The sequence below is a fragment of the Bacteroides mucinivorans genome (genome assembly GCF_034654355.2).
GTDB classification, from domain to species: Bacteria; Bacteroidota; Bacteroidia; order Bacteroidales; family Bacteroidaceae; genus Bacteroides; species Bacteroides nordii.
The window spans coordinates 5,849,738-5,873,399 of the sequence record NZ_CP178179.1 but is presented as its reverse complement, the minus strand read 5'-3'; the positions used below and the strand labels follow the sequence as shown (position 1 = coordinate 5,873,399).

Annotated in this window: 19 protein-coding genes; 3 read left to right on the top strand and 16 right to left on the bottom strand. The window is 40.1% G+C overall.

The genetic code is table 11. From position 1 onward, the window contains the following. From VCM39_RS21930 to epsC, 6 genes are all read right to left on the bottom strand, one after another. On the bottom strand, positions 1 to 477 hold the full coding sequence (locus VCM39_RS21930; protein ID WP_221648428.1) for a YqaA family protein: 477 nt from the start codon (positions 475 to 477) through the stop codon (positions 1 to 3). Next, positions 462 to 1,466, bottom strand: a complete 1,005-nt coding sequence (locus VCM39_RS21925) for a hypothetical protein (RefSeq protein ID WP_221648429.1) — start codon at positions 1,464 to 1,466, stop codon at positions 462 to 464. Before VCM39_RS21925 ends, VCM39_RS21930 begins: the two co-directional genes overlap by 16 nt. A 47-nt stretch (positions 1,467 to 1,513) precedes the next feature. Further along, positions 1,514 to 2,788, bottom strand: a complete 1,275-nt coding sequence (purD, locus tag VCM39_RS21920) for a phosphoribosylamine--glycine ligase (protein ID WP_289292622.1) — start codon at positions 2,786 to 2,788, stop codon at positions 1,514 to 1,516. 119 nt (positions 2,789 to 2,907) lie between these two features. Beyond that, positions 2,908 to 5,052, bottom strand: coding sequence for a S9 family peptidase (locus VCM39_RS21915; RefSeq protein WP_323674017.1), 2,145 nt, complete (start codon positions 5,050 to 5,052; stop codon positions 2,908 to 2,910). Between the two features lie 99 nt (positions 5,053 to 5,151). Next, a complete protein-coding gene (locus tag VCM39_RS21910; protein ID WP_289292625.1) occupies positions 5,152 to 6,495 on the bottom strand; it encodes a THUMP domain-containing class I SAM-dependent RNA methyltransferase in 1,344 nt (447 codons plus the stop codon). 130 nt (positions 6,496 to 6,625) lie between these two features. After that, positions 6,626 to 7,525, bottom strand: a complete 900-nt coding sequence (gene epsC / locus VCM39_RS21905) for a serine O-acetyltransferase EpsC (RefSeq protein WP_002558581.1) — start codon at positions 7,523 to 7,525, stop codon at positions 6,626 to 6,628. 93 nt (positions 7,526 to 7,618) lie between these two features. On the opposite strand from epsC, the gene VCM39_RS21900 reads away from it, so the two are divergent. Next, entirely contained in the window at positions 7,619 to 9,652 is a 2,034-nt protein-coding gene (locus tag VCM39_RS21900; RefSeq protein ID WP_322933577.1) for a histidine kinase, read from the top strand. Next, positions 9,649 to 10,422, top strand: coding sequence for a LytR/AlgR family response regulator transcription factor (locus VCM39_RS21895; protein ID WP_221648434.1), 774 nt, complete (start codon positions 9,649 to 9,651; stop codon positions 10,420 to 10,422). Before VCM39_RS21900 ends, VCM39_RS21895 begins: the two co-directional genes overlap by 4 nt. A 319-nt stretch (positions 10,423 to 10,741) precedes the next feature. Here the strand turns inward: VCM39_RS21895 and VCM39_RS21890 are convergent, their stop codons facing one another. From VCM39_RS21890 to polA, 3 genes are all read right to left on the bottom strand, one after another. Continuing rightward, the gene (locus tag VCM39_RS21890; RefSeq protein WP_322933578.1) at positions 10,742 to 11,359 is read right to left on the bottom strand and encodes an HD domain-containing protein; all 618 of its coding nucleotides are present in this window, start codon (positions 11,357 to 11,359) and stop codon (positions 10,742 to 10,744) included. A gap of 162 nt (positions 11,360 to 11,521) precedes the next feature. After that, complete coding sequence (locus tag VCM39_RS21885) at positions 11,522 to 11,917, bottom strand: DUF3836 domain-containing protein (RefSeq protein ID WP_289292627.1); 396 nt, start codon at positions 11,915 to 11,917, stop codon at positions 11,522 to 11,524. Between the two features lie 299 nt (positions 11,918 to 12,216). After that, on the bottom strand, positions 12,217 to 15,024 hold the full coding sequence (gene polA, locus VCM39_RS21880; protein WP_322933579.1) for a DNA polymerase I: 2,808 nt from the start codon (positions 15,022 to 15,024) through the stop codon (positions 12,217 to 12,219). Between the two features lie 87 nt (positions 15,025 to 15,111). On the opposite strand from polA, the gene VCM39_RS21875 reads away from it, so the two are divergent. Further along, a complete protein-coding gene (locus VCM39_RS21875; RefSeq protein ID WP_221648438.1) occupies positions 15,112 to 16,086 on the top strand; it encodes a polyprenyl synthetase family protein in 975 nt (324 codons plus the stop codon). Here the strand turns inward: VCM39_RS21875 and VCM39_RS21870 are convergent. The 7 genes from VCM39_RS21870 to mnmG form a co-directional block, all read right to left on the bottom strand. Then, positions 16,062 to 16,781 carry a DUF1266 domain-containing protein gene (locus tag VCM39_RS21870; RefSeq protein ID WP_322933580.1) on the bottom strand — a complete coding sequence of 240 codons (720 nt, stop codon included), beginning with the start codon at positions 16,779 to 16,781 and terminating at the stop codon, positions 16,062 to 16,064. The two genes, VCM39_RS21875 and VCM39_RS21870, sit on opposite strands and share 25 nt — an antisense overlap. Before the next feature lie 463 nt (positions 16,782 to 17,244). Beyond that, positions 17,245 to 18,147, bottom strand: a complete 903-nt coding sequence (gene deoC / locus VCM39_RS21865; protein ID WP_322933581.1) for a deoxyribose-phosphate aldolase — start codon at positions 18,145 to 18,147, stop codon at positions 17,245 to 17,247. Then, entirely contained in the window at positions 18,134 to 18,472 is a 339-nt protein-coding gene (locus VCM39_RS21860) for a nucleotide pyrophosphohydrolase (protein WP_221648441.1), read from the bottom strand. The genes deoC and VCM39_RS21860 overlap by 14 nt, the downstream gene beginning before the upstream one ends. After that, entirely contained in the window at positions 18,472 to 18,924 is a 453-nt protein-coding gene (gene dtd / locus VCM39_RS21855) for a D-aminoacyl-tRNA deacylase (RefSeq protein ID WP_221648442.1), read from the bottom strand. The genes VCM39_RS21860 and dtd overlap by 1 nt, the downstream gene beginning before the upstream one ends. Before the next feature lie 147 nt (positions 18,925 to 19,071). Beyond that, on the bottom strand, positions 19,072 to 20,892 hold the full coding sequence (gene uvrC, locus VCM39_RS21850; protein ID WP_322933582.1) for an excinuclease ABC subunit UvrC: 1,821 nt from the start codon (positions 20,890 to 20,892) through the stop codon (positions 19,072 to 19,074). Positions 20,893 to 20,943: 51 nt separating this feature from the next. After that, on the bottom strand, positions 20,944 to 21,474 hold the full coding sequence (locus tag VCM39_RS21845) for an adenine phosphoribosyltransferase (RefSeq protein WP_323674018.1): 531 nt from the start codon (positions 21,472 to 21,474) through the stop codon (positions 20,944 to 20,946). 50 nt (positions 21,475 to 21,524) lie between these two features. Continuing rightward, positions 21,525 to 23,399 (bottom strand): tRNA uridine-5-carboxymethylaminomethyl(34) synthesis enzyme MnmG, encoded by a 1,875-nt coding sequence (mnmG, locus tag VCM39_RS21840; RefSeq protein ID WP_322933584.1) that lies wholly within the window; start codon positions 23,397 to 23,399, stop codon positions 21,525 to 21,527. Positions 23,400 to 23,662: the final 263 nt, after the last annotated feature.

Sequence of the window (23,662 nt, the reverse complement as noted above, 5' to 3'; positions counted from 1 at the left end):
TTATAAAACGAAATTGATAATGCCTTTCAATGCAAGCAACATGAGAATATAGCGTATCAGTTTACCAGCAAACATAGAAATCGTCGTAAGCCATACATTGCTGCGCATGAACCCCAGTGCAATGGCAATCACCTCCCCTACAAACGGAAGGAAAGCAAAAAATGCCATAAGTGCCCCTTTGCCTTGCAGAAATGCCTCCATACGATCTACTTTCTCCTTTTTTACTTTAAAGTATTTCTCTATCCAGTCTACCTTGCCGAGATGTCCCATATAATAGCAGGTCATACCACCCAAAGTATTTCCCAATGCAGCAGCGAGCACACAGGCGACCGGGTTTAACCCTACTTCTACTAATGCTACCAACACCAGTTCGGAACTGAACGGGACAATGCTTCCTGCCAGTAAGGCAGAAAGAAACAAACCAGGAATACCCCAGTCGATAAGTAGCTGTATCACTGAGTTTATAAAAGCGTCCATACGTTGAAGCAGAATAAGAGGATTAATCCGATGGTGGAACCGATAAAGAATACGTTAGAAGTCTTGCTGCTGGTCAATACAAAAAGATGTCCTACGAGAATGCTGACACCGGTCAGAAGGAGTGACAACAGATCCATACAGTGTATGGGTTGCAGGAAAATGAACAGGAAGATACAGAAGTTCAGGAATATCAGGAAATGCAGATAGGAACGCGTTCGTATTTTATCTTCATATCCGCTAATAATACAATGGGCAGCACTGACAATGAAGAGGATAAACAGATAAATCAATGTAACAAGTTCCCAAAGCTGTAGATTCTTACCCAATTCTATCGGTTGGAAATGAACCAATTCGATAAATGGTTGGTAGAATAATTCCATCTGTCCGTAAAAGAAGGCATGCCCCAATAAGAACCAGTAGGGAAGACTTATTCCGATAATAGCTCCGCAGAAGCTGCGTATTGTGAGTGACTGAAACGAATAAGCTCCTATCAGCCAAAGGGGGATGAAGTAGAGTAATTGTGGAAATAATAAACTTCCTGCACCGATGAAGGCGAAGGAATGGAATATATAACTCACCGGGTAAGGCTGCTGGTAGCTCTTGAATAGGAAAAACAATGAGATAAGAAAAGCTACGGCAGCTATATCGCCTGCATACAGCAAATGCATACCTGGACAGATGGTAACTAAAAGAAAGTAAAGCGAGGTCTGCACCGAGGCGCGCATGCGGATAATAGTGAATGTGTTGTTTAGCTCAATCAAGAAATAACCGATAGAGGCGTATAGCATGAAGCTGATAATTCTGTTTGCCCAGGAAGGCAGGCAGGAAGTACAAATAGATTGCCACAAAGCGTATCCCGTCTCTTTTGCTGAACTCATGTCGGGCAAAAGAAAGGAAGTACTTATCCAGCAGATGGTGCAGATAAGAATGACAACAGGCAATGTAAACCGTCCTGCTGTCACCCGACCTTGTAGTCTATTATTTCTCATTATAGGGTTATAAAGTTATGATGTTATAGGGTTATAACCTTTCCTCACTACAGATCAAAACCAATATCTCTTCGAAGATTCTTCTTTTCGAACTGTACCATTTCAGCCACTTTATAGCTTTTTGCCAGTGCTTCTTCTTTAGTACTTCCATACGAACTAATAGCAATGACACGTCCGCCGCTGGTTACTACTTGTCCGTCTTTCAGGGTAGTACCTGCATGGAATAGGATACTGTCTGTGGCAACAGCCTGATCGAAGCCGGTGATAGGAAATCCTTTTTCGTAAGCTTCCGGATAACCGCCACTTACCAACATTACACAAGCAGCCGTACGTGGGTCTATTTCCAGTGTTTTTGTGTCGAGGTTCTTCTCTGCTACACCTTCAAAGAGATCTACGAGGTCACTCTTGACACGTAGCATAACGCTTTCTGTCTCAGGATCGCCCATACGAACATTATATTCAATAACCATTGGTTCTCCTTTTACTTTTATCAACCCCAGGAAGATGAAGCCTTTGTAAAGAATGCCTTCTTCTTTCAAACCATTTACAGTAGGTTCGATAATACGCGTACGTACTTTTTCCATGAATTCATCATTGGCGAATGGAACAGGCGTAACGCTTCCCATACCACCGGTATTAAGTCCCTTGTCACCTTCGCCGATACGTTTGTAGTCTTTGGCTACAGGGAGTATTTTGTAATGTTCGCTATCTGTCAGCACAAATACACTACATTCAATACCACTGAGGAATTCTTCAATGACTACCGTTGCCGAAGCATCGCCAAACATGCCGCTAAGCATCTCTTTCAGCTCCTTTTTAGCTTCATCTAAAGTAGGGAGGATCAGAACGCCTTTTCCGGCACAAAGTCCGTCAGCTTTCAGAACATAGGGAGCTTCCAGTGTTTCGAGGAAAGCAAAACCTTCTTCCAGTGTGTCGGCTGTGATACTTTTATAGCGTGCAGTAGGAATATTATGACGTTGCATGAACTCTTTGGCAAACTCTTTACTACCTTCCAGACGTGCTCCTTCGCGGGTAGGACCGATGACAGCTATATGCTGCGTCTCAGGATTTCCCTGAAAGTAGTCGTAAATACCTTCAACTAATGGGTCTTCGGGACCAACTACAATCATGCTGATGTTTTCCTTAAGAACGAATGCCTTTAATGCATTAAAATCGGTAGCTTTGATGTTCACGTTTTCGCCTACAGAAGAGGTGCCGGCATTACCGGGGGCGATGTATAGCTTTTCTACTTTGGGACTTTGAGCTATTTTCCACGCCAGAGCGTGTTCACGGCCGCCCGAACCTAAGAGTAACAGTTTCATATCAATAATTGGTTAATGGGCCAATATGCCAATATGCCAATGTTGGCATCGGATATGTAGCGCTTGTTATTATTATTATTTTTCTCTCGTTTCTTTTTCAATCGGCATATTGCCCATTGTTACAGGTTATCTTCAAAATAACGGGTTATCTTTTCGTGCAGATGTATGCGGTCACGTCCCATTACATTGTGCTTATGTCCGGGATAAATGAAAAGATCCGGATACGTACGGGCATCTATGCATGCCTTCATAAAAGATAATGTATGCTGAGGCACGCAAGTATCATCATGATCGTCATGGATAATGAGTAAATGTCCCTTCAGATTGCCGGCGAGATTTTTCAGATTGCATTGTTCATATCCTTCCGGGTTACTTTGTGGAGTGTCCATATAACGCTCTCCGTACATTATCTCATAATATGCCCAGTCTATCACCGGGCCACCTGCCACACCTACTTTGAAGATTTCCGGATAGCGAAGCAACAAAGCGGTAGTCATATGACCTCCAAAACTCCAACCATGCACACCGATACGATTGCCGTCTACATAAGGAAGGCTTTGCAAATATTCGACTCCTTTTACCTGATCTTTTCCTTCTTCAATACCTAAATGACGGAAAGTTACATTCTCAAACTCTAATCCGCGATTGGAACTGCCGCGATTGTCAATAGTAAACATGATGTACCCTTTGTTTGCCATATAGATATCCCAGCCGCGGGCGCCATTCTGCCAGCCTCCGGTTACCATCTGTGCATGCGGACCTCCGTATACATATACAATGGCAGGATACTTTTTATTCGGATCCATATCAGCAGGTTTGATAAGGCGGTAATAGATATCGGTTACACCGTCTGCGGCTTTGATTGTACCGGTTTCGATAATCGGCATTTTGAAGCCAAGGAATGGATTGGAAGCAGTAAGCAGGTTAACGCTTTTGCCTGTCTGAGTATCAATGATATCAATCTTTCTGGGTAGGGTAGGGGTTGAATAATTGTCAATCACATAGCGTCCCGACTTACTTGCAATAGCATTGTGTACACCTTCAGTGGTAGTATGCATACTGAAAGGTAAACTCCTTTTTCCTGTTTTTATATTCACAGAAAAGTTATTTCGTCCTGTAGCGTCGTTGGCACTAAAAAGAACTTCTTTCTTTTTTTCGTTGAATCCCAGTATATCACTGACCAACCATTTACCTTCTGTGAGTTGCTTGATTTGTTTGCCTGTGGTGTCATACAGATACAGGTGGTTGAAACCGTCACGTTGGCTTTGATAAATGAATTTTGTAGCATCCCAGGGGAGAAAAACAATGGGTTGTTGAGGCTCTACATATTTGGGATGTGTTTCTTCGAAAAGTGTTGCCATCAGCTCACCTGTTTCTGCGTTGTACTGGCAGAGTTTAGCCTGATTTTGATCCCGGTTCAATTCTATAAGGTAGAGACTTTTCTCATCCGGTGCCCAGCTGATATTGGTAAAATAGCGGTCAGTCGGGTCTCCGGCTTTCAGGTAAAGTGTTTTTCCGTTGGAAGGATTATGAATACCTATTGTTACCAAATGGCTGGTCATACCTGCCATCGGATAACGAATGTTGTTCACTTCTGCTATACGTTGAGTGATATCTACCAGTGGATACTTTGTAACCATGCTTTCATCCATGCGATAAAATGCCAGCAAGTTGCCTTTCGGACTCCAGAAAGTGCCTTTGCTGATGCCAAACTCATTACGATGTACAGACTGCCCGCAGACAACACCTTCGGATTCATCGGTTATTGCATTTTCGTTTATATACAGATTGTTGCCTACTGTATAAGCGACATTTCCGGTGGTAGTGCAGTAATCCTGATTGGCAGCCTCTTTTTTCAGAGCTGTTGTGGAAACTATTTGGTTGTTTTTGAAGTCGTAAACAATATATTTACCGGGTAGCTTAATCAGCATTTGCTCTTTGTCAGACCAGGGAAAGCTGACAGAGTGGAAGTGTTGTATTTTTCCGGACTGGTTTTCTTCCAATACTTTGTTTACAATCTCCCGTGTAGTGATAATCTTTTCTTTTCCCGTCTTTGGATTAATAACAAACAGGGTATCTATGTTTGGTTTTATACATTCATCACCCCACCATTGTAGCCCATAAAGGTTTTTTGCATAACGATATGTTTCACCACCCGGAATTAGATCTTCCAGCGTAGGAGTTTTTAATTCTTGTGCCATAACGTTCGTGATAAATAGAGCTTGAAGCAACCCCATTAATAATAGATAGCCTCTTTTATTCATTATCTTCTTGTTTTTTATCTTTATTATTGAACCAATCCAGCATTACTTTCTGACTTCTGATTTCGTATATCTTAGTTTCTATGATAACAAGTTCATCTATTATTCCTTCTTATCACCTCTCGGTTCCCAGTTCTTCTTAAACTCCTTTGGCTTTCTGTCTCCGTTGAAGTTTCGTCCTTCTCTCGGTTTTCTGTCTCTGTCACTTGAAAAGCTACGTCCGCCCTCTTCACGGCGAGGTTTAAATTCTCTTTTTTCTTTGGGAGCACCTTCTTTATTTTCTTCTTCGCCTTCCTGGCCTTTGAACTCTTTGTACTTTCCGTCGAATATCTGATATTTGCGGAACTCACATTCCAATGCTCCGTTGAATAATGGCGTTTTTTGACTGGGTTTCAGGCCGATCTGGTCGAAGCATTCCTCACGATAGGAGAGTACCCAGGCATCATTTCCAACGAAAGCGTGCTTCAGACGTTCGCCAATCATGCTGTATAATCCTAAAAGATCATTGGTAGAAATACGTTCACCGTAAGGAGGGTTGGTGATGATGATAGATTTTTCTGCCGGTTGCTCAAATTGCTGGAAGGGTTGTAACTTCAGAATGATATCTTTAGAAACCCCTGCTGCCTTCACATTGTGTGTGGCTATTTCGTTTGCCTTAGGGTTATTATCATAGCCATATATTTTGTGTGTGAATTCACGTTCCTGGCTATCGTCATTATATAGATTATCAAACATATCCTGATCAAAATCCACCCATTTTTCAAATGCGAACTCCTTACGGAATACTCCCGGAGCAATGTTACGGGCAATCAATGCAGCTTCTACAGGGATGGTACCTGAACCGCACATCGGGTCAATAAGGTCACATTCTCCTCTCCATCCCGTCATTAGAATCATTCCGGCAGCAAGAACTTCATTGAGTGGTGCTTCTACAGCTTCCTGACGATAGCCGCGGCGGTGAAGTGATTCACCGGAGGAATCTAGTGAAAGGGTACAGGTGGTTTGCGCAATATGAATGTTCAGTAATACATCCGGTCTATTAATGCGAACGGACGGACGTTTACCATTCAACTCACGGAAATAGTCGACAATGGCATCTTTAACTTTGTAAGAAACGAACTTAGAATGACGGAATTCATCACTAAATACGACGGCATCTACAGCGAATGTTTTGTTTACATCGAGTATTTCCTCCCAGGCAATGGCTTTGATCTGATCATAAACCTCGTCGGCATCTTTGGCCTTGAAATGTTTGATTGGTTTCAGAATGCGGATGGCAGTACGCAGGCAGAAGTTTGCTTTATACATCATTTCCTTGTCTCCAGAGAATGAAACCATTCGCCGGCCTATTTGTACGTCGTTTGCTCCCAGCACTGTCAGTTCTTCGGCCAGTACTTCTTCCAGTCCTTGGAAGGTTTTGGCAATCATTTCAAATTGTTCGCTCATAATGAATAATGTGCCAATATGCCAATGTGGTGATATGCCAATTGGCTGGCGCGTTAAAGTTGTTATTTTTTCAAATTGTTAATATCTGATTCTCTCAATTGGCACATTGGCATGTTCGCACATTGGGCCATTATTTCTTTGCTTTCGTCTGTACGATTCTCGCTCCTGCGGGAACATCTTCTGTTACCCAGATATTACCCCCTACTGTGGCATCGCGTCCAATGGTAATACGTCCTAATATAGTTGCATTTGAGTAGATTATAACGTTATCCTCCAGTATCGGATGGCGGGGAATACCTTTAATCGGCTTACCATCAGTATCCAGAGGGAAACTTTTGGCTCCTAGTGTGACACCCTGATAGAGTTTTACGTTATTGCCAATGATACTGGTTGCTCCGATTACCACACCCGTTCCATGGTCAATGGTGAAATAACTACCTATCTGTGCTCCGGGATGAATGTCTATACCTGTTTCGCTATGGGCCATTTCTGTTATAATACGGGGGATCAGTGGTACTCCCAGTTCTAATAGTTCGTGAGCGATACGATAGTTGCTGATAGCTCTGATAGCTGGATAGCAACAAATTACTTCGCCAAAACTCTGAGCTGCAGGATCACCATTGTAGGCTGCTTCTACATCTGTTGCCAATACACGACGCATGTGTGGTAATTTGCTGATAAATTTAGCAGCCAGGCGGGCAGCTTCTTCTCGTAAAGAATCATTGCAGGTATCACATCCTTCATTACTTCCGAAACAGAGTCCGGCTAAAATCTGCTCAGTCAGCAGATCAAATAATCTTTCAATGTTAACCCCTATGTGATAGTTGATTGTACGACTGTTGATAGTAGAATTTCCAAAATATCCGGGGAAAAGAATAGAGCGTGCCAGCTCGATGACGTCACACAATACCCGTGCCGAAGGCAAGGGCTCGCCGTCCTTGTGTTGATGGAACAGTCCTTTGTATGATTCGCTTTCCGAAAGCTCATCGACTGCCTGTGTCAGAATGTGGGTGAAATTTAGTGGACTCATTAGATTCCTTTTCTAATTAATTGGCTACAAAGGTAAGAAATATTATGCACATTTTTCTATCTTTGTTGCGACATTCTATTAACAAAGAAGTTTATGGGGAATAAAACCATCAAAGGGTTTGCAATAATTTGTTTATTCTTGTGTATCAATGGTTGCGGAGAACACACACAAACAGGAGAAGCAATAAAAAAGAATACTCAGACTGATTCGCTGGAAAAACAGGCAAGAGATTCTTTATTTGCTAATAATACGTATGCCCGTAATCTGTTGCGTAACGGAATGGCAAAAGCCACAGATAGTCTTACTTTCTATAGATTAATGAATCATTACGTAAAAGCTTGCTTTGCCTCTTCTGACTTTGACTCTGTGCTATATTATAATCAGATAATTTCCCGCTTTTGCAGGGAAGCGCCCGATTCTCCTTCCGTACATGATATTAAGACGAATGTTTATAATATGACCGGTAATTACTGGATACAGAAAGCAGAGCCTGATTCATCTCTGGCATATTATCGAAAGGCATATGAAGAGCAGCGGTTGGGAAATAATGTTTTTAATCTTCCCGAACTTTGTTTTAATTTGGCAGATGCCAGTAATCATTTGGGTAATTATGCCGATGGAGCCTTCTATTATCGTAGGGGATTGTTTATTTGTGATTCACTCCAGTTACCTGATACAAAGAAATGGACTGTTTACTGGGGATTAGGGCAGACTTACATGGAGTTACGTGATTTTGAACTTTCCAATTATTACTATGAACTGGCAGGAAGTTATTATCAGGAAATGAATCCATATGAGAAATGGGGATATCTCAATAACAGAGGGAATCATTTTTATTACAAAAAGGATTACTTACAAGCCGAATACTATATCAGTAGAGGATTACATGTATTGGATGATTATCCTCAAATGATTTTTGAGCGGAATCTTAGTAAAGGAAATCTGGGAGAACTTTATATGTTGAATGGTAAACTGGACTCGGCTCAAATCTATCTGAATGACAGCTATCGCTATTTCACGGAGATAAATAACCGTTCAGCACTTTATTACATAGAAACCCAGTTGATAGAGCTTGCTTTAAAGCAAGGTGATATTTCACGGGCTGGCAGGTTGATTGCCAATGCAACGCCTGGCGTACACATTGATGCGAATATGATAAATATCCGGAATCAATATCTGGAGCATTATTACGAACGTACAGGTGATTACAGACGTGCTTATGAGTATCTGAAGCAGGATGTCGCACTGAATGATTCTATTCGGAACGAGCGGGTTCGTACGCGTGTAGCGGAACTTGACATGCGTTATCGTCAGGATACGATTGTGATGCGGCGTGAATTGGTGATAGAGAGGCAAAAGAGTGAAATGCAGGTGTTGCGTTTGACATCGTTTATCTGGGCTATTGGTTGTATCGTTTTAATAGCTGCATTGAGTGTTTTTTACTGGTTGATGAAGAAAAAGCGTGCTTTCTTGCAGGAACGGCATTTGAACCAGATAAGTCGTCTTCGCATGGAAAACATACGTAATCATATTTCGCCTCATTTTACTTTTAATGTACTGAATAGAGAGATTAGTCATTTCAAAGGTTCTGAAGAAGAACGGGAGGGGTTGGTAGGCTTAGTAAAACTTTTAAGAAAAAGCCTGGAGTTAACCGAAAAGTTAAGTATTCCGCTTCGGGGAGAACTGGATTTTGTGCAGACTTATATTAACTTGGAACGGATCTGCTTGGGAAATGATTTTATATTGACATTGTCAGTCGATGACAAATTGAATACAGAACAGGTTATTATTCCTTCTATGATTATACAGATTCCGGTAGAGAATGCTATGAAACATGGACTTGCCGGAATCGAAGGAGAGAAGCGGCTTACTATTTCTGTAATTCCTGAAGGCAATGGTGTTCGGATAATAATTGTAGATAATGGTAGGGGATATCTTCCCCATATGATATCTCCCTCCAGAGGAACGGGTACAGGTTTGAAAGTTCTTTATCAGACTATCCAGTTACTCAATCAGAAAAATAAGGGAGAGAAGATCTGTTTTGAAATAAAAAATCTTGCCGATGGACAACAAACAGGGACTTGTATTTCTGTGTATATCCCATGCAAATATTCTTATGATTTATGATGACAATGAACGAAATTTATAAAGTCGTAATTATAGATGATGACTATACGGCGACAGAAGATTTGAAAAAGAGGCTTACGGCTTATCCTGATATGTCAATCAGGGGTACGGCTGTCAATGGAGTTAAAGGGAAGAAAATAATAATGGAACAACGTCCGGATTTACTGTTTTTGGATATAGAGTTGCCGGATGTGCTGGGTATCAGACTACTGAGTGACATGCGTGATGAGATTGTATGGGATATGAAAGTTATTTTCTATACGGCATATGATAAATATCTACTTCAGGCTTTGCGGGAGTCGGCGTTTGATTACTTATTGAAACCTTTCGGTACAGAAGAATTAGATGGGATTATAGAACGCTACCGGAAGGCAATGGCCACTCATCAGGTTACTCCTTCATTTTCGGCATCTATCGCTGCGTTATTGCCACAGCGGGATACGTTTATGATCAGTAGTGTAACTGGTTTCAAACTACTTCGTATTGAGGAAATTGGTTTTTTTGAATATTCTAAGGATAAACGGCAGTGGCAGGTGACTCTTTTTAATCAGACAAAACTAAGTCTTAAAAAGAATACAAAAGCAGAGGATATTATAAGTTATTCAGTATCATTTGTACAGATCAGCCAGTCGGTTATTATTAATGTCGGCTATTTGGCTGTTATTAATGGCAAGCAATGTCAGCTTTATCCCCCTTTTAATGAGCGAAAAGACCTGTGTATTTCGCGTGGATTTTTGAAAGAATTACAGGAACGTTTCTGTCTTATCTGATTTTTTTTGTTGTATAAGCACTTATTTAGACATTTTATATGTGATTTGCGGTAAAATACTCATTTTTCGCAAAAATGGTATTTCATATTATCCTTTTTAATGTTATCTTTGTGATGTTAGGTAGGAATTGAATGTTTTTTGGTTTTTAGATGATCAATTCTATGTAACTGGTTGAGCCGGAGCTTTTGTGAAAAAGTCTCCGGCTATTTTTTTATTGATGAGTTCTGTTTGTGAGCGCCCATTTGGTACTTATAACAAAAAGGCGAACCGAATGTTGTGAAATGGTGGTGTAGATTTGTTTTTTATATAACTCTTGTGATTATTTTTCTTCCATAAACATTCTGGCAAAAGTCTCTTTTAGCTGTTTTCGGTTATTTATTAGAGCTCTTAACTCTTTTAGCCTTTCTCCGTTCTTTGAGTTTTCAAACCATAGTTTTAAATATCCTCCTTCGGCATATTTATTCAGGAGATGATTAAGAAAGCGTTCATAATGCCATTCCTTGTTTCCTGATGGATTTTGTTTTAATCCATATTGTACAGTTCTTCTCAATGTAATTTCTGGGTCTATGATCCTGTCTGCTTCGGCTACAATTTTTCCATAAATGCTGCGTGGCTCGTGATTTGAAGAAGCTCTATGATCTTCTACGGCCTCTTTCATTGTTTGTATTTCTTCGGCAGAAAACCATTGACGGAGTCTCGTGTCATTTTCAAGAATAGTTCCTGAAATAAGGTGATGAGTTGCCCTGTCTTTGTACAGTCCTGTGTCATGATAGGCGGCAATGACATATACCATATCTGCACGTACAGGGTAATCTTTGGCAAGTTCCAGACTCTCCGCTATTACGGCATTTACATGCATTAAATTATGTGCTTTATCAAACGATTCATACTGTGGAATAATAACCGTTTCTATGTATTCTTTTAACTGTTCGTCCATCTGGGAAAATCTTACTTAATAAAGAGAAAACAAAGATACTAAATTTCTTGTAATGTCTTAGCACTTATCGATTTGTTCCACGTGGCACAGAAAAGGCCGGAATATAAATTCCAGCCTTTTGTTGTATTAATGTAAAGTGTAAAATTAGAGAGAATATTTGTATCAGATATTTGTATCGTCCATTGTAACTGTCATTTCCGGAACAAGAATATAGCTATTCTTCTTGCTGTTCCATTTGTAATAATTGGTAGTTACGGTTTTGCCTTCATAAGTATAAGTAATGCGCAAGCTATTTTCCCATTTTTGGCTGCTGGCATTCCATTTGAGCGCTTCGCTTTCTGTCATACGTTTCTGATCGTTATACTTATAGTTGTATTTCATATAGTTAGCGAGTGCAGTACCTTCCTTTTTATAAACGGTTTGTTCTACCATTACTCCGTCTTTTTCTTCTGAGTTGTAGATGAGATTTCTGTCGTTATTATGAGCTGAGACGGTCAGGCTACCTACAAAAAGAGCTGCTGATAATGCGATTGTTCTTATGGAAACATTTACTTTCATGACTATACTGTTTTTAGGGTTATATTATCATTATGTTATATTAAATCTCTTTATTTGCTGCAAAGTTACATATTAAATGGATATTAATACTTAAAATGAATTAATTTATTGTCATAATGATAGTGTGTGTTCTCTTGTATAACTTTCTTTTTGCAGGTGTTAATGATAAAAAAATATCCGGCAGATTATTTGCCGGATATATGTTTAAACAGTTCGCGTGTTTAATGAAGTATTTAGCAGCTTTCTGTTTGATAAGTTAATTAATGTTATAAATGTTTCAGCAGGTAATAATTGTCTTTTTAATGAGCTTCTAACCAGTTTTTTCCCCAGCCACAATCAGCTTTCAGAGGAACATGCATCCGGTAAGCTTTCTCCATTTCTTCAATGACAACTTGTTCCACTTGTTCTTTTTCCTCTACCGGAACACTGAAATTCAATTCATCGTGTACTTGTAATATCATTTTTGCTTTTAATCCTTCACGTTTGAAGCGTTCGTAGATACGAGCCATTGCAACTTTGATGATGTCGGCTGCACTTCCCTGGATCGGAGCATTAATAGCATTGCGTTCAGCATATCCGCGTACTACAGCGTTGCGTGAATTGATGTCCGGTAAGAAGCGTTTCCTGTGAAAAATAGTTTCTACATAGCCTTTTTCGCGTGCTACCTCAATACTTTTATCCATATAAGCCTTTACCTGGGGATAGGTCTCAAAATAGCCGTCTATGAGCTCTTTAGCCTCTTTACGATCTACATTCATTCGTTCAGCCAGACCGAAGACAGAGATACCATAAATGATACCAAAATTGGCAGTTTTAGCTTTACGGCGCATATCCGGATTTACCTCTTTTATATCGGTTTTATATACTTTGGCTGCTGTAGCTGCGTGAATATCATAACCGCTTAGGAATGCGTCTATCATATTTTTATCTTCGCTCAGGTGCGCCATAATTCGTAGCTCTATTTGTGAATAGTCGGCAGAGAAGAAAAGAGAACCTTCGTCAGGAATGAATGCTTTGCGTATCTCTTTTCCATTTTCATCCCGGATGGGGATGTTTTGTAAATTCGGATTGCTGGAGCTAAGGCGTCCGGTCGCTGTTACCGTTTGGTTAAAAGAGGTGTGTACACGGCCTGTACGTGGGTTTATTAACAGAGGAAGAGCGTCGATATAGGTACTTAACAGTTTCTTTAGTCCACGATGTTCCAGAATTTTTTCTACTACAGGATGTTTGTGACGCAGGCTTTCGAGTACCTCTTCTGATGTAACATATTGGCCGGTCTTGGTCTTCTTTGCTTTATCGATAATTTTGAGTTTATCAAATAATACCTCACCTACCTGTTTGGGTGAAGCGATATTGAATTCTTCGCCTGCCAACTGATAAATCTCTTGTTCAATAGCCTCCATTTGTGTTGTGAAATGTTTTGAAGACTGTCTGAGCGCTTCTGTATCCAGAAGTACTCCATTGCTTTCGATATTTACCAATACAGGTACCAGAGGCATTTCTATTTCATAGAATAATTGCTCAGCACCGTTCTCTTTCAATTCTTTTTCTAATATATTCTTTAGTTTCAGTGTAACATCCGCATCTTCACAGGCGTATTGATAAATAGCTTCGGGGGCAAGATCACGCATATTCTTCTGATTCTTTCCTTTCGGTCCGATAAGTTCTTCGATGTGGATTGTTTGATAATGCAGATAAATTTCCGCCAGATAATCCATTCCGTGACGAAGTTCGGGTTGAAGAACATAATGTGCTACCATTGTATCGAAAAGAGGACCTTTTACTTCAACTCCGTAATTTTGGAGAACGATCATATCATATTTGATGTTTTGCCCGACTTTTAACGATTTTTCGTTTTCGAATATTTCTTTAAATTCATTTACGATTTTTAACGCTTCTTCCCGATCTGCAGGGATTGGTATATAAAATCCCTGATTTTCGGTAACGCTGAAGCTCATTCCTACCAACTCGGCTTCCATTGGGTCAGTCCCAGTTGTTTCTGTATCTAACGCAAGAATTTTAGTTGTAAGTAACTTTTGAATAATTTTGTTCCTTTTCTCCTTATTATCAATTAGTTGATAGTCGACATTGAGTGTTTTTAATGTGTCTAGATTCGATTTTTTTTCTTCAATCGGTCCGTTGGGCGTAATTTCTGCAAATAAATCGCCTTGAATTGGGCCACTTTCTTGTGTAAAAAGCGGACCTGCAGAAGAGGGGAGAGGCTGACTCTCTTTTTTGAAGATTCTCTCCATTAGTGTACGAAATTCCAGCTCTTCAAAAATTTTTCGAAGTGCTTCTTCATCCGGCTGTTCCCGTACCAATGCATTCATGTCAAGTTCGATAGGTACATCTGTTTTTATGGTTGCCAGGAATTTGGAGAAGGTTATCATTTCCCGGTTTGTTTCTACTTTTGTTTTGAGTGCTCCTTTTAATTGGTCGGTATGTTCAAGTAGATTTTCGATGTTACCAAATTCAGCAATTAACTTTTGCGCTGTTTTCTCTCCGACACCTGGACATCCGGGAATGTTATCTGAAGCATCACCCATGAGCCCCAACATATCAATAACCTGTGAAGGTGACTGAATATCGAACTTCGCTTTGACTTGTTCTATACCCATAACCTCAAATTCTTTGTCGCCATACTTGGGACGGTACATGAATACGTGTTCTGTTACCAGTTGGCCGTAGTCCTTGTCAGGTGTCATCATATAGGTTGTGATCCCCTGTTGTCCGGCTTTGGTTGCCAGTGTTCCGATAACGTCGTCTGCTTCATAGCTCGCTACTTCAAGGATAGGGATACGATAAGCACGAATGATATCTTTTATGATAGGTACGGAAAGGCGGATCGCTTCCGGAGTTTCTTCGCGCTGTGCTTTATATTGCTCGTAGGCTTCGTGCCGGAAAGTAGGACCCGAAGGATCGAAAGCAACTCCGATATGTGTAGGGTTTTCTTTTTTCAGTACATCTTCCAATGTATTTACAAAGCCGAGAATGGCTGAAGTATTGAAACCTTTGGAGTTGATCCGTGGATTTTTGATAAAGGCATAATACGCCCGATATATAAGTGCGTAAGCGTCTAAAAAGAAAAGTTTACTGTTTTGGTCCATATTTATCTAATTTTTCATGGTAAAAGTACAAAAAAATACGGTATTAACCGTTTTATTATTACTTTTGTGCTCAAATAGTGTTATTATATGGATAGCTCGTCTCTTATAAAGTCTCCGATAAATACGGAACTGGAAGATTTCAAAAAACTATTTGATAGTTCTCTTTCCAGTTCAAATTTCCTGCTAAATAATGTGATTGCTCATATTCGGCGGAGAAACGGGAAGATGATGCGTCCTATCCTGGTACTCCTCGTGGCACGTTTATACGGTGCTATACGCCCTGCTACTTTTCATGCTGCTGTTTCTTTAGAGCTTCTTCATACAGCCAGTTTAGTACACGATGATGTAGTTGATGAAAGTACAGAACGTCGTGGACAGCTTTCTGTTAATGCCGTTTTTAATAATAAAGTGGCGGTATTGGCTGGTGATTTTTTGTTGGCTACAAGCCTTGTGCATGCCGGAAAGACGATGAGTCACGAAATTATTAATGTTGTATCTTGCTTAGGTCAGGATCTTGCCGATGGAGAATTGTTACAACTTTCCAATGTAAGTAATCCTCATTTTTCCGAGGAAATCTATTTTGATGTTATTCGTAAGAAAACGGCAGCCCTTTTTGCTGCTTGTACTAAATCGGCTGCGCTTTCTGTTAATGCAAGCGATGAAGAGGCGGAATTTTCGCGTTTATTTGGTGAATATATTGGCATCTGCTTCCAAATAAAGGATGATATTTTTGATTACTTTGAAAGTAAAGAGATAGGTAAACCAACAGGAAATGATATGCTGGAAGGTAAATTGACATTACCTGTCCTTTATGCTCTGAATTCTACAAATAGTGCCTGGGCGCAAGAGCTGGCTGTCAAAGTCAAAGAAGGAGTTGCTACTCCTGATGAAATCGGGCGTTTAGTTGATTTTACCAAGTGTAATGGAGGAATTGAGTATGCTGTTGAAATGATGGAGCTATATAAGGGTAAAGCGCTTGACTTGCTTCATTCGCTTCCCCCTTCTGATGTATGTACTGCACTTGAGGCTTACCTTGATTATGTAGTTGACAGAGATAAATAATACTTTTTCCATGGACTCTCTGCATTCTGTGTGGCTGAGAGGAAGCTTATGATTGTGTTGTCTATTTCTTCTTTTTTATTCGTTTTCATAGCCTGTCCGATGAGGTAACTCTTACCTATCTCTTCCCAATTTTTAAATATCTGTCGACATTTTTCACCGGCAAATCTGATATATTCCCATGCAGTCTGCTCATCAATATATCCTGTTTCGAATGCCATACGTGTTAAGGTGATTAGTTCCCCCATGTCCCATGCCAGAATACCTCGTTCGAAATCTTCTTTTTCGATGGATACGATGTTTTTCTCGCGTATATACTTCATAAACCAGTGCAGATGGTGAGCGCGCTGTATAAACGATTCTATGCCGAAAAAACGCTTGCGGAGGATGGTTTCTGTCTCTTCTTCATTGTCTGATGACAGGAGATAAGGTAAAAGGATGGAATATGTAGTACGTTCTCCTTCATTTTTGAGGAGAGTCAGCATTTCTGTAATGAAGGATTCTTGCTTGAGTTGAGGTATTTCTGCCAGTAGCTGGCGGACTTTATCTTTACTCATGCCGGTCTCCAGACTATCCACGAAAAGACCTGTTTGTATACTGGAAATAAGTCCAATGAGCAGGCTTTGCTCTTTGTTGGCTAATAAGGCATTGCCTTTTCCGTTCCGGCTGAACCGTAATGAAATACTGCTTTGTTTCATACCCTTGTTTTTTTTAATTCTTTGTTAACCGAAAAGCGTGAGAACTGTTGCTCTGTATCTTTCCTGGGGCTTCGGCAAGCCGTTATGACGATACAAGCAACAGTCTCACGCTCCATTCGATATATAACAAGAGTATATACGTGAAGGTGCGTGAGACCCGTTTGCCTATTACCTTTCATAACATGAATTTTGCCGAATTCCAGGAAAAGATAATAAATGAAACGTTCTCTAATACAGTTTATTAGCCTTTTCTCTATGGGCTAATACTCGGCAAAGATAGTAAAAAAATGAGTATCTTAAAGTAAGGAAGTTTAGTTTTTCTTAATTATAGATATGATATTCGTGCTAAGGTTAACCGGATGGAAATATTTGAATAATAAATGAGGATATACAAAAGGGGGGATCTGATGTTTTATTTAAAAAACACAAAGCCTCTTTGGCATATCCTCACGGATTATTTGAATTAGAAGAATTTTATATCTTCGCCTTTAATGTCAGAAAGTAATAGGTTTGCTAATCGGCTGGTACCCACTCGGAAAAGCTTATTGTTAAGCCATTCTTCTCCCAAAATCTCTTTTACTATTGTGTAGTAAATCAATGCATCATTTACCGTATTAATGCCTCCGGCAGGTTTAAATCCAATTTTGTTTCCGGTCTTTTCGTAATACTCTTTAATGGCTTCGCACATCACGTAAGCTGCTTCCGGAGTGGCTGCCGGTTGCTGTTTTCCTGTGGATGTTTTGATAAAATCTGCTCCGGAGTACATTGATAGGATGGAGGCTTTTTTAATGTTCGAAGCAGTTTTCAGTGCTCCGGTTTCAAGAATTACTTTCAGGTGGCGTTCTTTACAAGTGTCTTTTAACTCTTGTATTTCTTCACACATTGTTTCATAATCTCCACTCAGGAATTTACCGATAGAAATAACAATGTCTATTTCGTCTGCACCTTCCATCAGTGCCATGGCTGTCTCTGCTATTTTTACCTCAATAAACGTTTGTGACGACGGGAATCCTGCTGATACACAAGCAATATTAATGCCGTCAACATCTAATGTGTTTTTTACTACCTCTGAAAAGTTGGGATATACACAAATTGCTGCTACATTCTTTAAATCGGGAAATTCATCGTCAAACTTGTTTACCTTTTCAGTAAATTTCATAACGCTTTCGTCACTATCCGTACTGTTGAGGGTAGTGAGATCAATACAGTTGAAAAGGAGTTTTTTTACCTCTTCTGTGTTGTTTTCCGCTACTTTGTTTTCGATAATTGAAGCTACCCGGGCTTGTACATCAGCGTCGCTCAGGTTTGTATTGTACTTTGCCAATGCGGCTTCATACTTAGTCAGATGGCTGTCATTCTGTTCCATGGTCACTCAGTTTGGGGTTGTTTATATGTCTTTTCTTATCTCTTTTGGTTTTCTTTTCCAGATTGCGTGTAAAGGCCTCAGTGAGGTTTACGCCTGTCTGGTTAGCCAGGCAGAGGAGTACCCAAAGTACATCTGCCATTTCGTCTTCCAGATTGTCTTTTTCTCCTTCTTTGAAGGATTGATCACCATATTTACGGGCCATTACACGTGCCAGTTCGCCTACTTCTTCGGTGAGTACGGCCATATTTGTGAGTTCGCTAAAGTAACGTACTCCATACTTCTTGATCCACAGGTCAACCTGCTTTTGTGCTTCTTCCAGTGTCATTATTCTTTGTTTTTTGTATCTATACAAATAGTTACCGGACCATCATTCAATAATTCTACTTTCATATCTGCTCCGAATTCACCTGTGGCTACTTCCTTTCCAAGTAGAGAACTAAGTTCTGTGCAGAATTGTTCATACAGTGGGATTGAAATATCTGGTTTGGCTGCTTTTATATACGACGGACGGTTACCTTTCTTTGTAGATGCATGTAGAGTAAACTGGCTTATTACCAGTATTTCGCCGTTTGTATCTATGACAGATTTATTCATGACTCCATTTTCATCATCAAAGATGCGGAGATTTATTATTTTCTTACACAACCAGTCGATGTCTTCTGTTCCATCAGCTTCTTCGATGCCTACCAGAATAAGCATTCCTCTTTTGATGGCCGATTTGCAATTTCCGTTGATGGTAACTGAGGCATGGCTGACGCGCTGTATAACTACTCTCATTTCTCTTTTTTTGTTTTATTGGAAAGGCAAATTTACAAAAATCGCTATAGAAAAATCATGTTTCACGGAGTTTTTTCGTAAAATCACATGTGCTTTGCGTTTATTTATAATGAGACATATGACCTGTGAATGTATTTAATGTCTCTGTTATTGCAGATTTTCTTTTATTACTTTTGCTTTGTTTTCGCCTATAATGGCGCTAATATCCTCTAAAGAGGCTTCTTTGATACGTTTTACGCTCTTAAATTCTTTTAGTAATGCGGTTTTTGTTTTGTCTCCGATACCCTTGATCGTATCGAGGGCAGAAGCCACCTGGCGTTTACTGCGTTTATCACGATGAAAAGTAATAGCAAAACGGTGTACCTCATCTTGTATCTGCTCCAGTAATTTGAAAAGTGGAGAGTGTTGTTTTAATCCGATTGTTTGAGGCGGGAAACCGAATAAGAGCTCTGAGGTACGGTGTTTCCGGTCTTTGGCAAGGCCTGCAATAGGGATGTTTAAATGTAATTTCTCCATAACTTGTCTTACGGCCTCCATTTGCCCTTTTCCTCCGTCTGTAATGATGAGGTCGGGTAGGGGGCTATCTTCCTCTATAGCGCGCTGATAACGCCGTTTCACGACCTCTCTCATGGATGCGTAGTCATCGGCTCCTTCTACGGTTTTGATAATGTACTTTCGATAATCTTGTTTCGATGGCTTTGCTTTCTTGAATACAACACAAGCTGCTACGGCGTCTGAGCCCTGGATATTGGAGTTGTCAAAGCATTCTATTTGTAGAGGTGGTTTTTCCAGATGTAGCTCTTGTTGGATCTCCTTCATTAGTCGCATGCTTCTTTGTTCCGGATTTAGTTTTTCTGATTGTTTCATCCGGTCTGCTTTGTATTGTTTTACATTGAGCAATGAGAGATCCAGCAGTTTCTTTTTGTCCCCTCGCTGGGGCACGGTGAAAACGACGTTATTCAACTCCATATCTACTTCAAAAGGAACGATGATTTCACGTGAAAAGCTTTTGTAACGTTCCCGCATTTCAATGATTCCCAGTGTAAGAAGCTCCTCTTTGCTTTCGTTTAGCTTTTTCTTGTACTCAAAGGTGAAAGCCTGATTGATAGCTCCGTTTGTGATGTGCAGATAGTTGATAAATGCTGAATTGTGCTCGTCTTCTTCAATAGAAAATACGTCGATATTGTGTAATATCGAGCTTACTACTTCTGATTTTGAACGGTAATTTTCTATAAGTGTATATTTCTCTTTTATTTTTTGTGCTTCTTCAAACTTCATTTCAGCAGCTAATTCCTGCATTTGCTGGAATAACATACGACTTATTTCCTGGGTGTTTCCTTTTAATATTTCCTTGATTTCATCGATATTCTTTAGATATTCCTCTTGTGATTGGAGTCCTATGCAAGGTCCGGCGCAATTCTTTATATGGTATTCAAGGCAAACGTTGAATTTGCCTGCGCGTATGTTTTCCGGTGACAAGTTCAAGCTGCATGTTCGTAGTGGATATAGATGTTTTATTAGGTCTAACACTGCATTCATGGATGGTGCATGACTGTATGGTCCATAATACGAAGAACCGTTACGAATGATCTTGCGTGTTTTGAATATTCGTGGAAAATATTCATTTTGTACACAAATAGACGGGTATGTTTTATCGTCTTTCAGCAGAACATTATATCGCGGCTTATATTTTTTTATAAGGTTGTTTTCTAATAACAGGGCATCTTCTTCAGAGTTGACGACAATATAACGTATATCTGCGATTTTGCTGACGAGTACTCTGGTTTTCCCCGGCTCATGATCTTTGCTGAAGTAGGAATATACTCTTCTTTTTAAGTTTTTGGCCTTTCCTACGTATATAATGGTACCTTCGGCATTCAGATATTGATAAATGCCGGGGCCTTCAGGGAGGTTAGATACAATCCCTTTCAAGTATTCGTTGGTTTTCAGTTCCTGGTTTGTTTCCATATAAAGAAGGCGTAGTAAAATAACTACGCCCTGCAAATATAACATTTATATCTATAAAGACAATACGGATTCTACTTCTACCTCATCTCCAAACACTGCTTTACCGTTCAGCTCTTTTAGTTCGATGATAAAGTTTATATATACTTTCTTTGGCTTTAGTTTCTTTACGAGCTCGCAAGCTGCTTTCATTGTTCCTCCTGTTGCCAATAAATCGTCATGTAGCAATACTACATCGTTTTCATCGAGTGCATCTTTGTGTATCTGCACAGTATCCTTTCCGTACTCTTTATCGTAACTCTCTTCGATGGTTTCTGCCGGAAGTTTACCGGGTTTACGTATAGGGATGAATCCTGCGTTTAAACGGGTCGCAAGAATCGGGCCCATTATGAATCCTCTTGATTCAATACCTACTACTTTTGTGATGCCTTTGTCTTTGTACATCTCATACATTACGTCAGAAAGTTCCTGCAGGCATACAGCATCTTTGAATAGAGTGGTTACGTCATAAAAAAGAATTCCTGGTATGGGGAAATTGGGTATTTCCCGGATGCTTTTGATAAGCCTTTCTTTGCTCATAATCATGGATTTATTTCGTTTTCTTAAATGTTTTGTTTCACGTGAAACGCATGTTCTTATCTTCCCGAAAGCACCAGCAATACGTTGATGTCACTTGGCGATACTCCTGGAATTCGACTTGCCTGAGCGATTGTTTCCGGATCTATTTTTGCTAGCTTTTGGCGTGCTTCCGTTGAAAGCGATTGGATAGAATTATAATCAAACTTGCCTTTGATCTTGATGCTTTCCAATCGGGCCAGTTTGTCTGCAATGATACGCTCTCGTCCGATATAGCCTTCGTATTTAATAAGAATTTCCGCGGCTTCAATAATTTCTTCTTTTCTCTCCGTGATCTCGTCAAGTATACGTTTGAATGCCGGCACATGTTCTGCGATGTTTTCTATTGTTATCTGCGGACGATTAATCAGATCAATTAACTTACACCCATGACGCAGCGGGGTAGTACCTAATTTCTCAAGAGAATCATTAATAAGAGCCGCTTTTATCGAATAGTTTCGTGCAAAAGATATAATACGTTCCACTGCTTCGCGTTTCTTTTTCAGCAGAGTATATCTATCTTCTTTGACGAGTCCTAATTTCCAGGCTTTTTCTGTAAGACGCATATCAGCATCGTCCATGCGAAGAAGAATACGGTATTCTGCACGGGAAGTAAACATACGATAGGGCTCATCTACTCCTTTGGTAACGAGGTCATCGATTAATACGCCAATATATGCTTCATCGCGTGCCAGTGTAAATGGTTCTCCACCTTGGCAGTTAATGTGTGCATTGATGCCGGCAATGATACCTTGGCCACCTGCTTCTTCGTATCCGGTAGTTCCGTTTACTTGTCCGGCAAAGAATAAATTCTTAATTATCTTCGATTCCAACGTATGTTTTAATTGGGTTGGGTCAAAGAAATCGTATTCAATCGCATACCCGGGACGGTATATAACCAGATCTTTAAATGCCGGAACTTTTTTCAGAGCTTCGATCTGTATGTTCATAGGCAATGAAGATGAAAAACCATTCAGATACAATTCTTGTGTGGTTTCTCCTTCTGGCTCCAGAAATAACTGGTGCTGTTCTTTATCCGGGAAGGTAACAATCTTGGTTTCTATGCTAGGGCAATAACGCGGTCCTATACTTTGAATTTGTCCGTTGAAAAGGGGGGATTCTGATAATCCTTCACGAAGAATGTTGTGCACTTCCGGATTGGTAAAGCAGGTCCAGCATTGCAGTTGTTTAAGATGGCGTACATTTGTATCCATAAATGAGAATTTATGAAAGTCGGCTTCTCCATCCTGTGTGTCCATTAATTCATAGTGTACACTTCGTCCGTCTATTCGTACAGGGGTGCCTGTTTTCATCCGTCCGTAACTGATTCCATGGCGTGCGATGGATTCGGTTAATTCGTAAGATGCAGGTTCTGCCATACGACCTCCGGGAAGCATATTTTTACCTACATGCATCAATCCGTTGAGGAAAGTTCCGGTTGTGAGTACGATACATTTCGCATGAAAAGTGACCCCCCACATGGTAATTAACCCTGTTACTTCGCCGTTTTCAACGAGTAATTCTTTCACTGTATCTTGCCAGATATGCAGATTGGGAGTATTTTCCAATACTTCTCTCCATGCTCCTATAAATTTATTGCGGTCACATTGTGCGCGTGGACTCCACATTGCCGGCCCTTTCGACCGGTTTAGTATGCGAAACTGGATAGCTGTTTTATCTGTTATCAGCCCCATTTGTCCACCAAGTGCATCTATTTCGCGTACAATTTGTCCTTTGGCAATACCACCTATAGCCGGATTACAACTCATCTGCCCGATTTTATTCATATCCATCGTGATCAGACAAGTCTTTGAACCCAGATTGGCCGAAGCGGCAGCCGCTTCACAGCCTGCATGTCCGGCACCAATTACAATAACATCATACCTAAAATCCATTTGTTCAATCCTTATTTGCAAACGGTGCAAAGTTACGAAAAAAGTTCTGCTATTTGGTGTATATTGTCTGGCTACGTGATTAAAAAGCTCTCCTTTTCGGCAGTAAAATAGATATTTGAACCCTATTACGCACTCCTTTATTGTATTTTAATTAAAAAATGTGTTTATCTTTGTCATTGGAGTAATATGGGATGCAGAGACATTGAAATAAGGAATCATTATTTTCTGTGTATAAAAGAAGATGTTGCTCGAATATTGCAGAC

Bases quoted from the DNA above. Each gene is read 5' to 3' on its own strand.
- polA (WP_322933579.1), bottom strand. From the start codon at position 15,024: ATGGACCAAAACAGTAAACTTTTCTTTTTAGACGCTTACGCACTTATA.
- VCM39_RS21885 (WP_289292627.1), bottom strand. From the start codon at position 11,917: ATGAAAGTAAATGTTTCCATAAGAACAATCGCATTATCAGCAGCTCTT.
- VCM39_RS21925 (WP_221648429.1), bottom strand. From the start codon at position 1,466: ATGAGAAATAATAGACTACAAGGTCGGGTGACAGCAGGACGGTTTACA.
- deoC (WP_322933581.1), bottom strand. From the start codon at position 18,147: ATGGAACAGAATGACAGCCATCTGACTAAGTATGAAGCCGCATTGGCA.
- purD (WP_289292622.1), bottom strand. From the start codon at position 2,788: ATGAAACTGTTACTCTTAGGTTCGGGCGGCCGTGAACACGCTCTGGCG.
- VCM39_RS21930 (WP_221648428.1), bottom strand. From the start codon at position 477: ATGGACGCTTTTATAAACTCAGTGATACAGCTACTTATCGACTGGGGT.
- epsC (WP_002558581.1), bottom strand. From the start codon at position 7,525: ATGAGTCCACTAAATTTCACCCACATTCTGACACAGGCAGTCGATGAG.
- VCM39_RS21870 (WP_322933580.1), bottom strand. From the start codon at position 16,781: ATGAAACAAAGCAGTATTTCATTACGGTTCAGCCGGAACGGAAAAGGC.
- VCM39_RS21910 (WP_289292625.1), bottom strand. From the start codon at position 6,495: ATGAGCGAACAATTTGAAATGATTGCCAAAACCTTCCAAGGACTGGAA.
- VCM39_RS21890 (WP_322933578.1), bottom strand. From the start codon at position 11,359: ATGGACGAACAGTTAAAAGAATACATAGAAACGGTTATTATTCCACAG.
- VCM39_RS21860 (WP_221648441.1), bottom strand. From the start codon at position 18,472: ATGACACTGGAAGAAGCACAAAAGCAGGTTGACCTGTGGATCAAGAAG.
- uvrC (WP_322933582.1), bottom strand. From the start codon at position 20,892: ATGGAAACAAACCAGGAACTGAAAACCAACGAATACTTGAAAGGGATT.
- mnmG (WP_322933584.1), bottom strand. From the start codon at position 23,399: ATGGATTTTAGGTATGATGTTATTGTAATTGGTGCCGGACATGCAGGC.
- VCM39_RS21915 (WP_323674017.1), bottom strand. From the start codon at position 5,052: ATGAATAAAAGAGGCTATCTATTATTAATGGGGTTGCTTCAAGCTCTA.
- VCM39_RS21895 (WP_221648434.1), top strand. From the start codon at position 9,649: ATGATGACAATGAACGAAATTTATAAAGTCGTAATTATAGATGATGAC.
- VCM39_RS21875 (WP_221648438.1), top strand. From the start codon at position 15,112: ATGGATAGCTCGTCTCTTATAAAGTCTCCGATAAATACGGAACTGGAA.
- dtd (WP_221648442.1), bottom strand. From the start codon at position 18,924: ATGAGAGTAGTTATACAGCGCGTCAGCCATGCCTCAGTTACCATCAAC.
- VCM39_RS21845 (WP_323674018.1), bottom strand. From the start codon at position 21,474: ATGATTATGAGCAAAGAAAGGCTTATCAAAAGCATCCGGGAAATACCC.
- VCM39_RS21900 (WP_322933577.1), top strand. From the start codon at position 7,619: ATGGGGAATAAAACCATCAAAGGGTTTGCAATAATTTGTTTATTCTTG.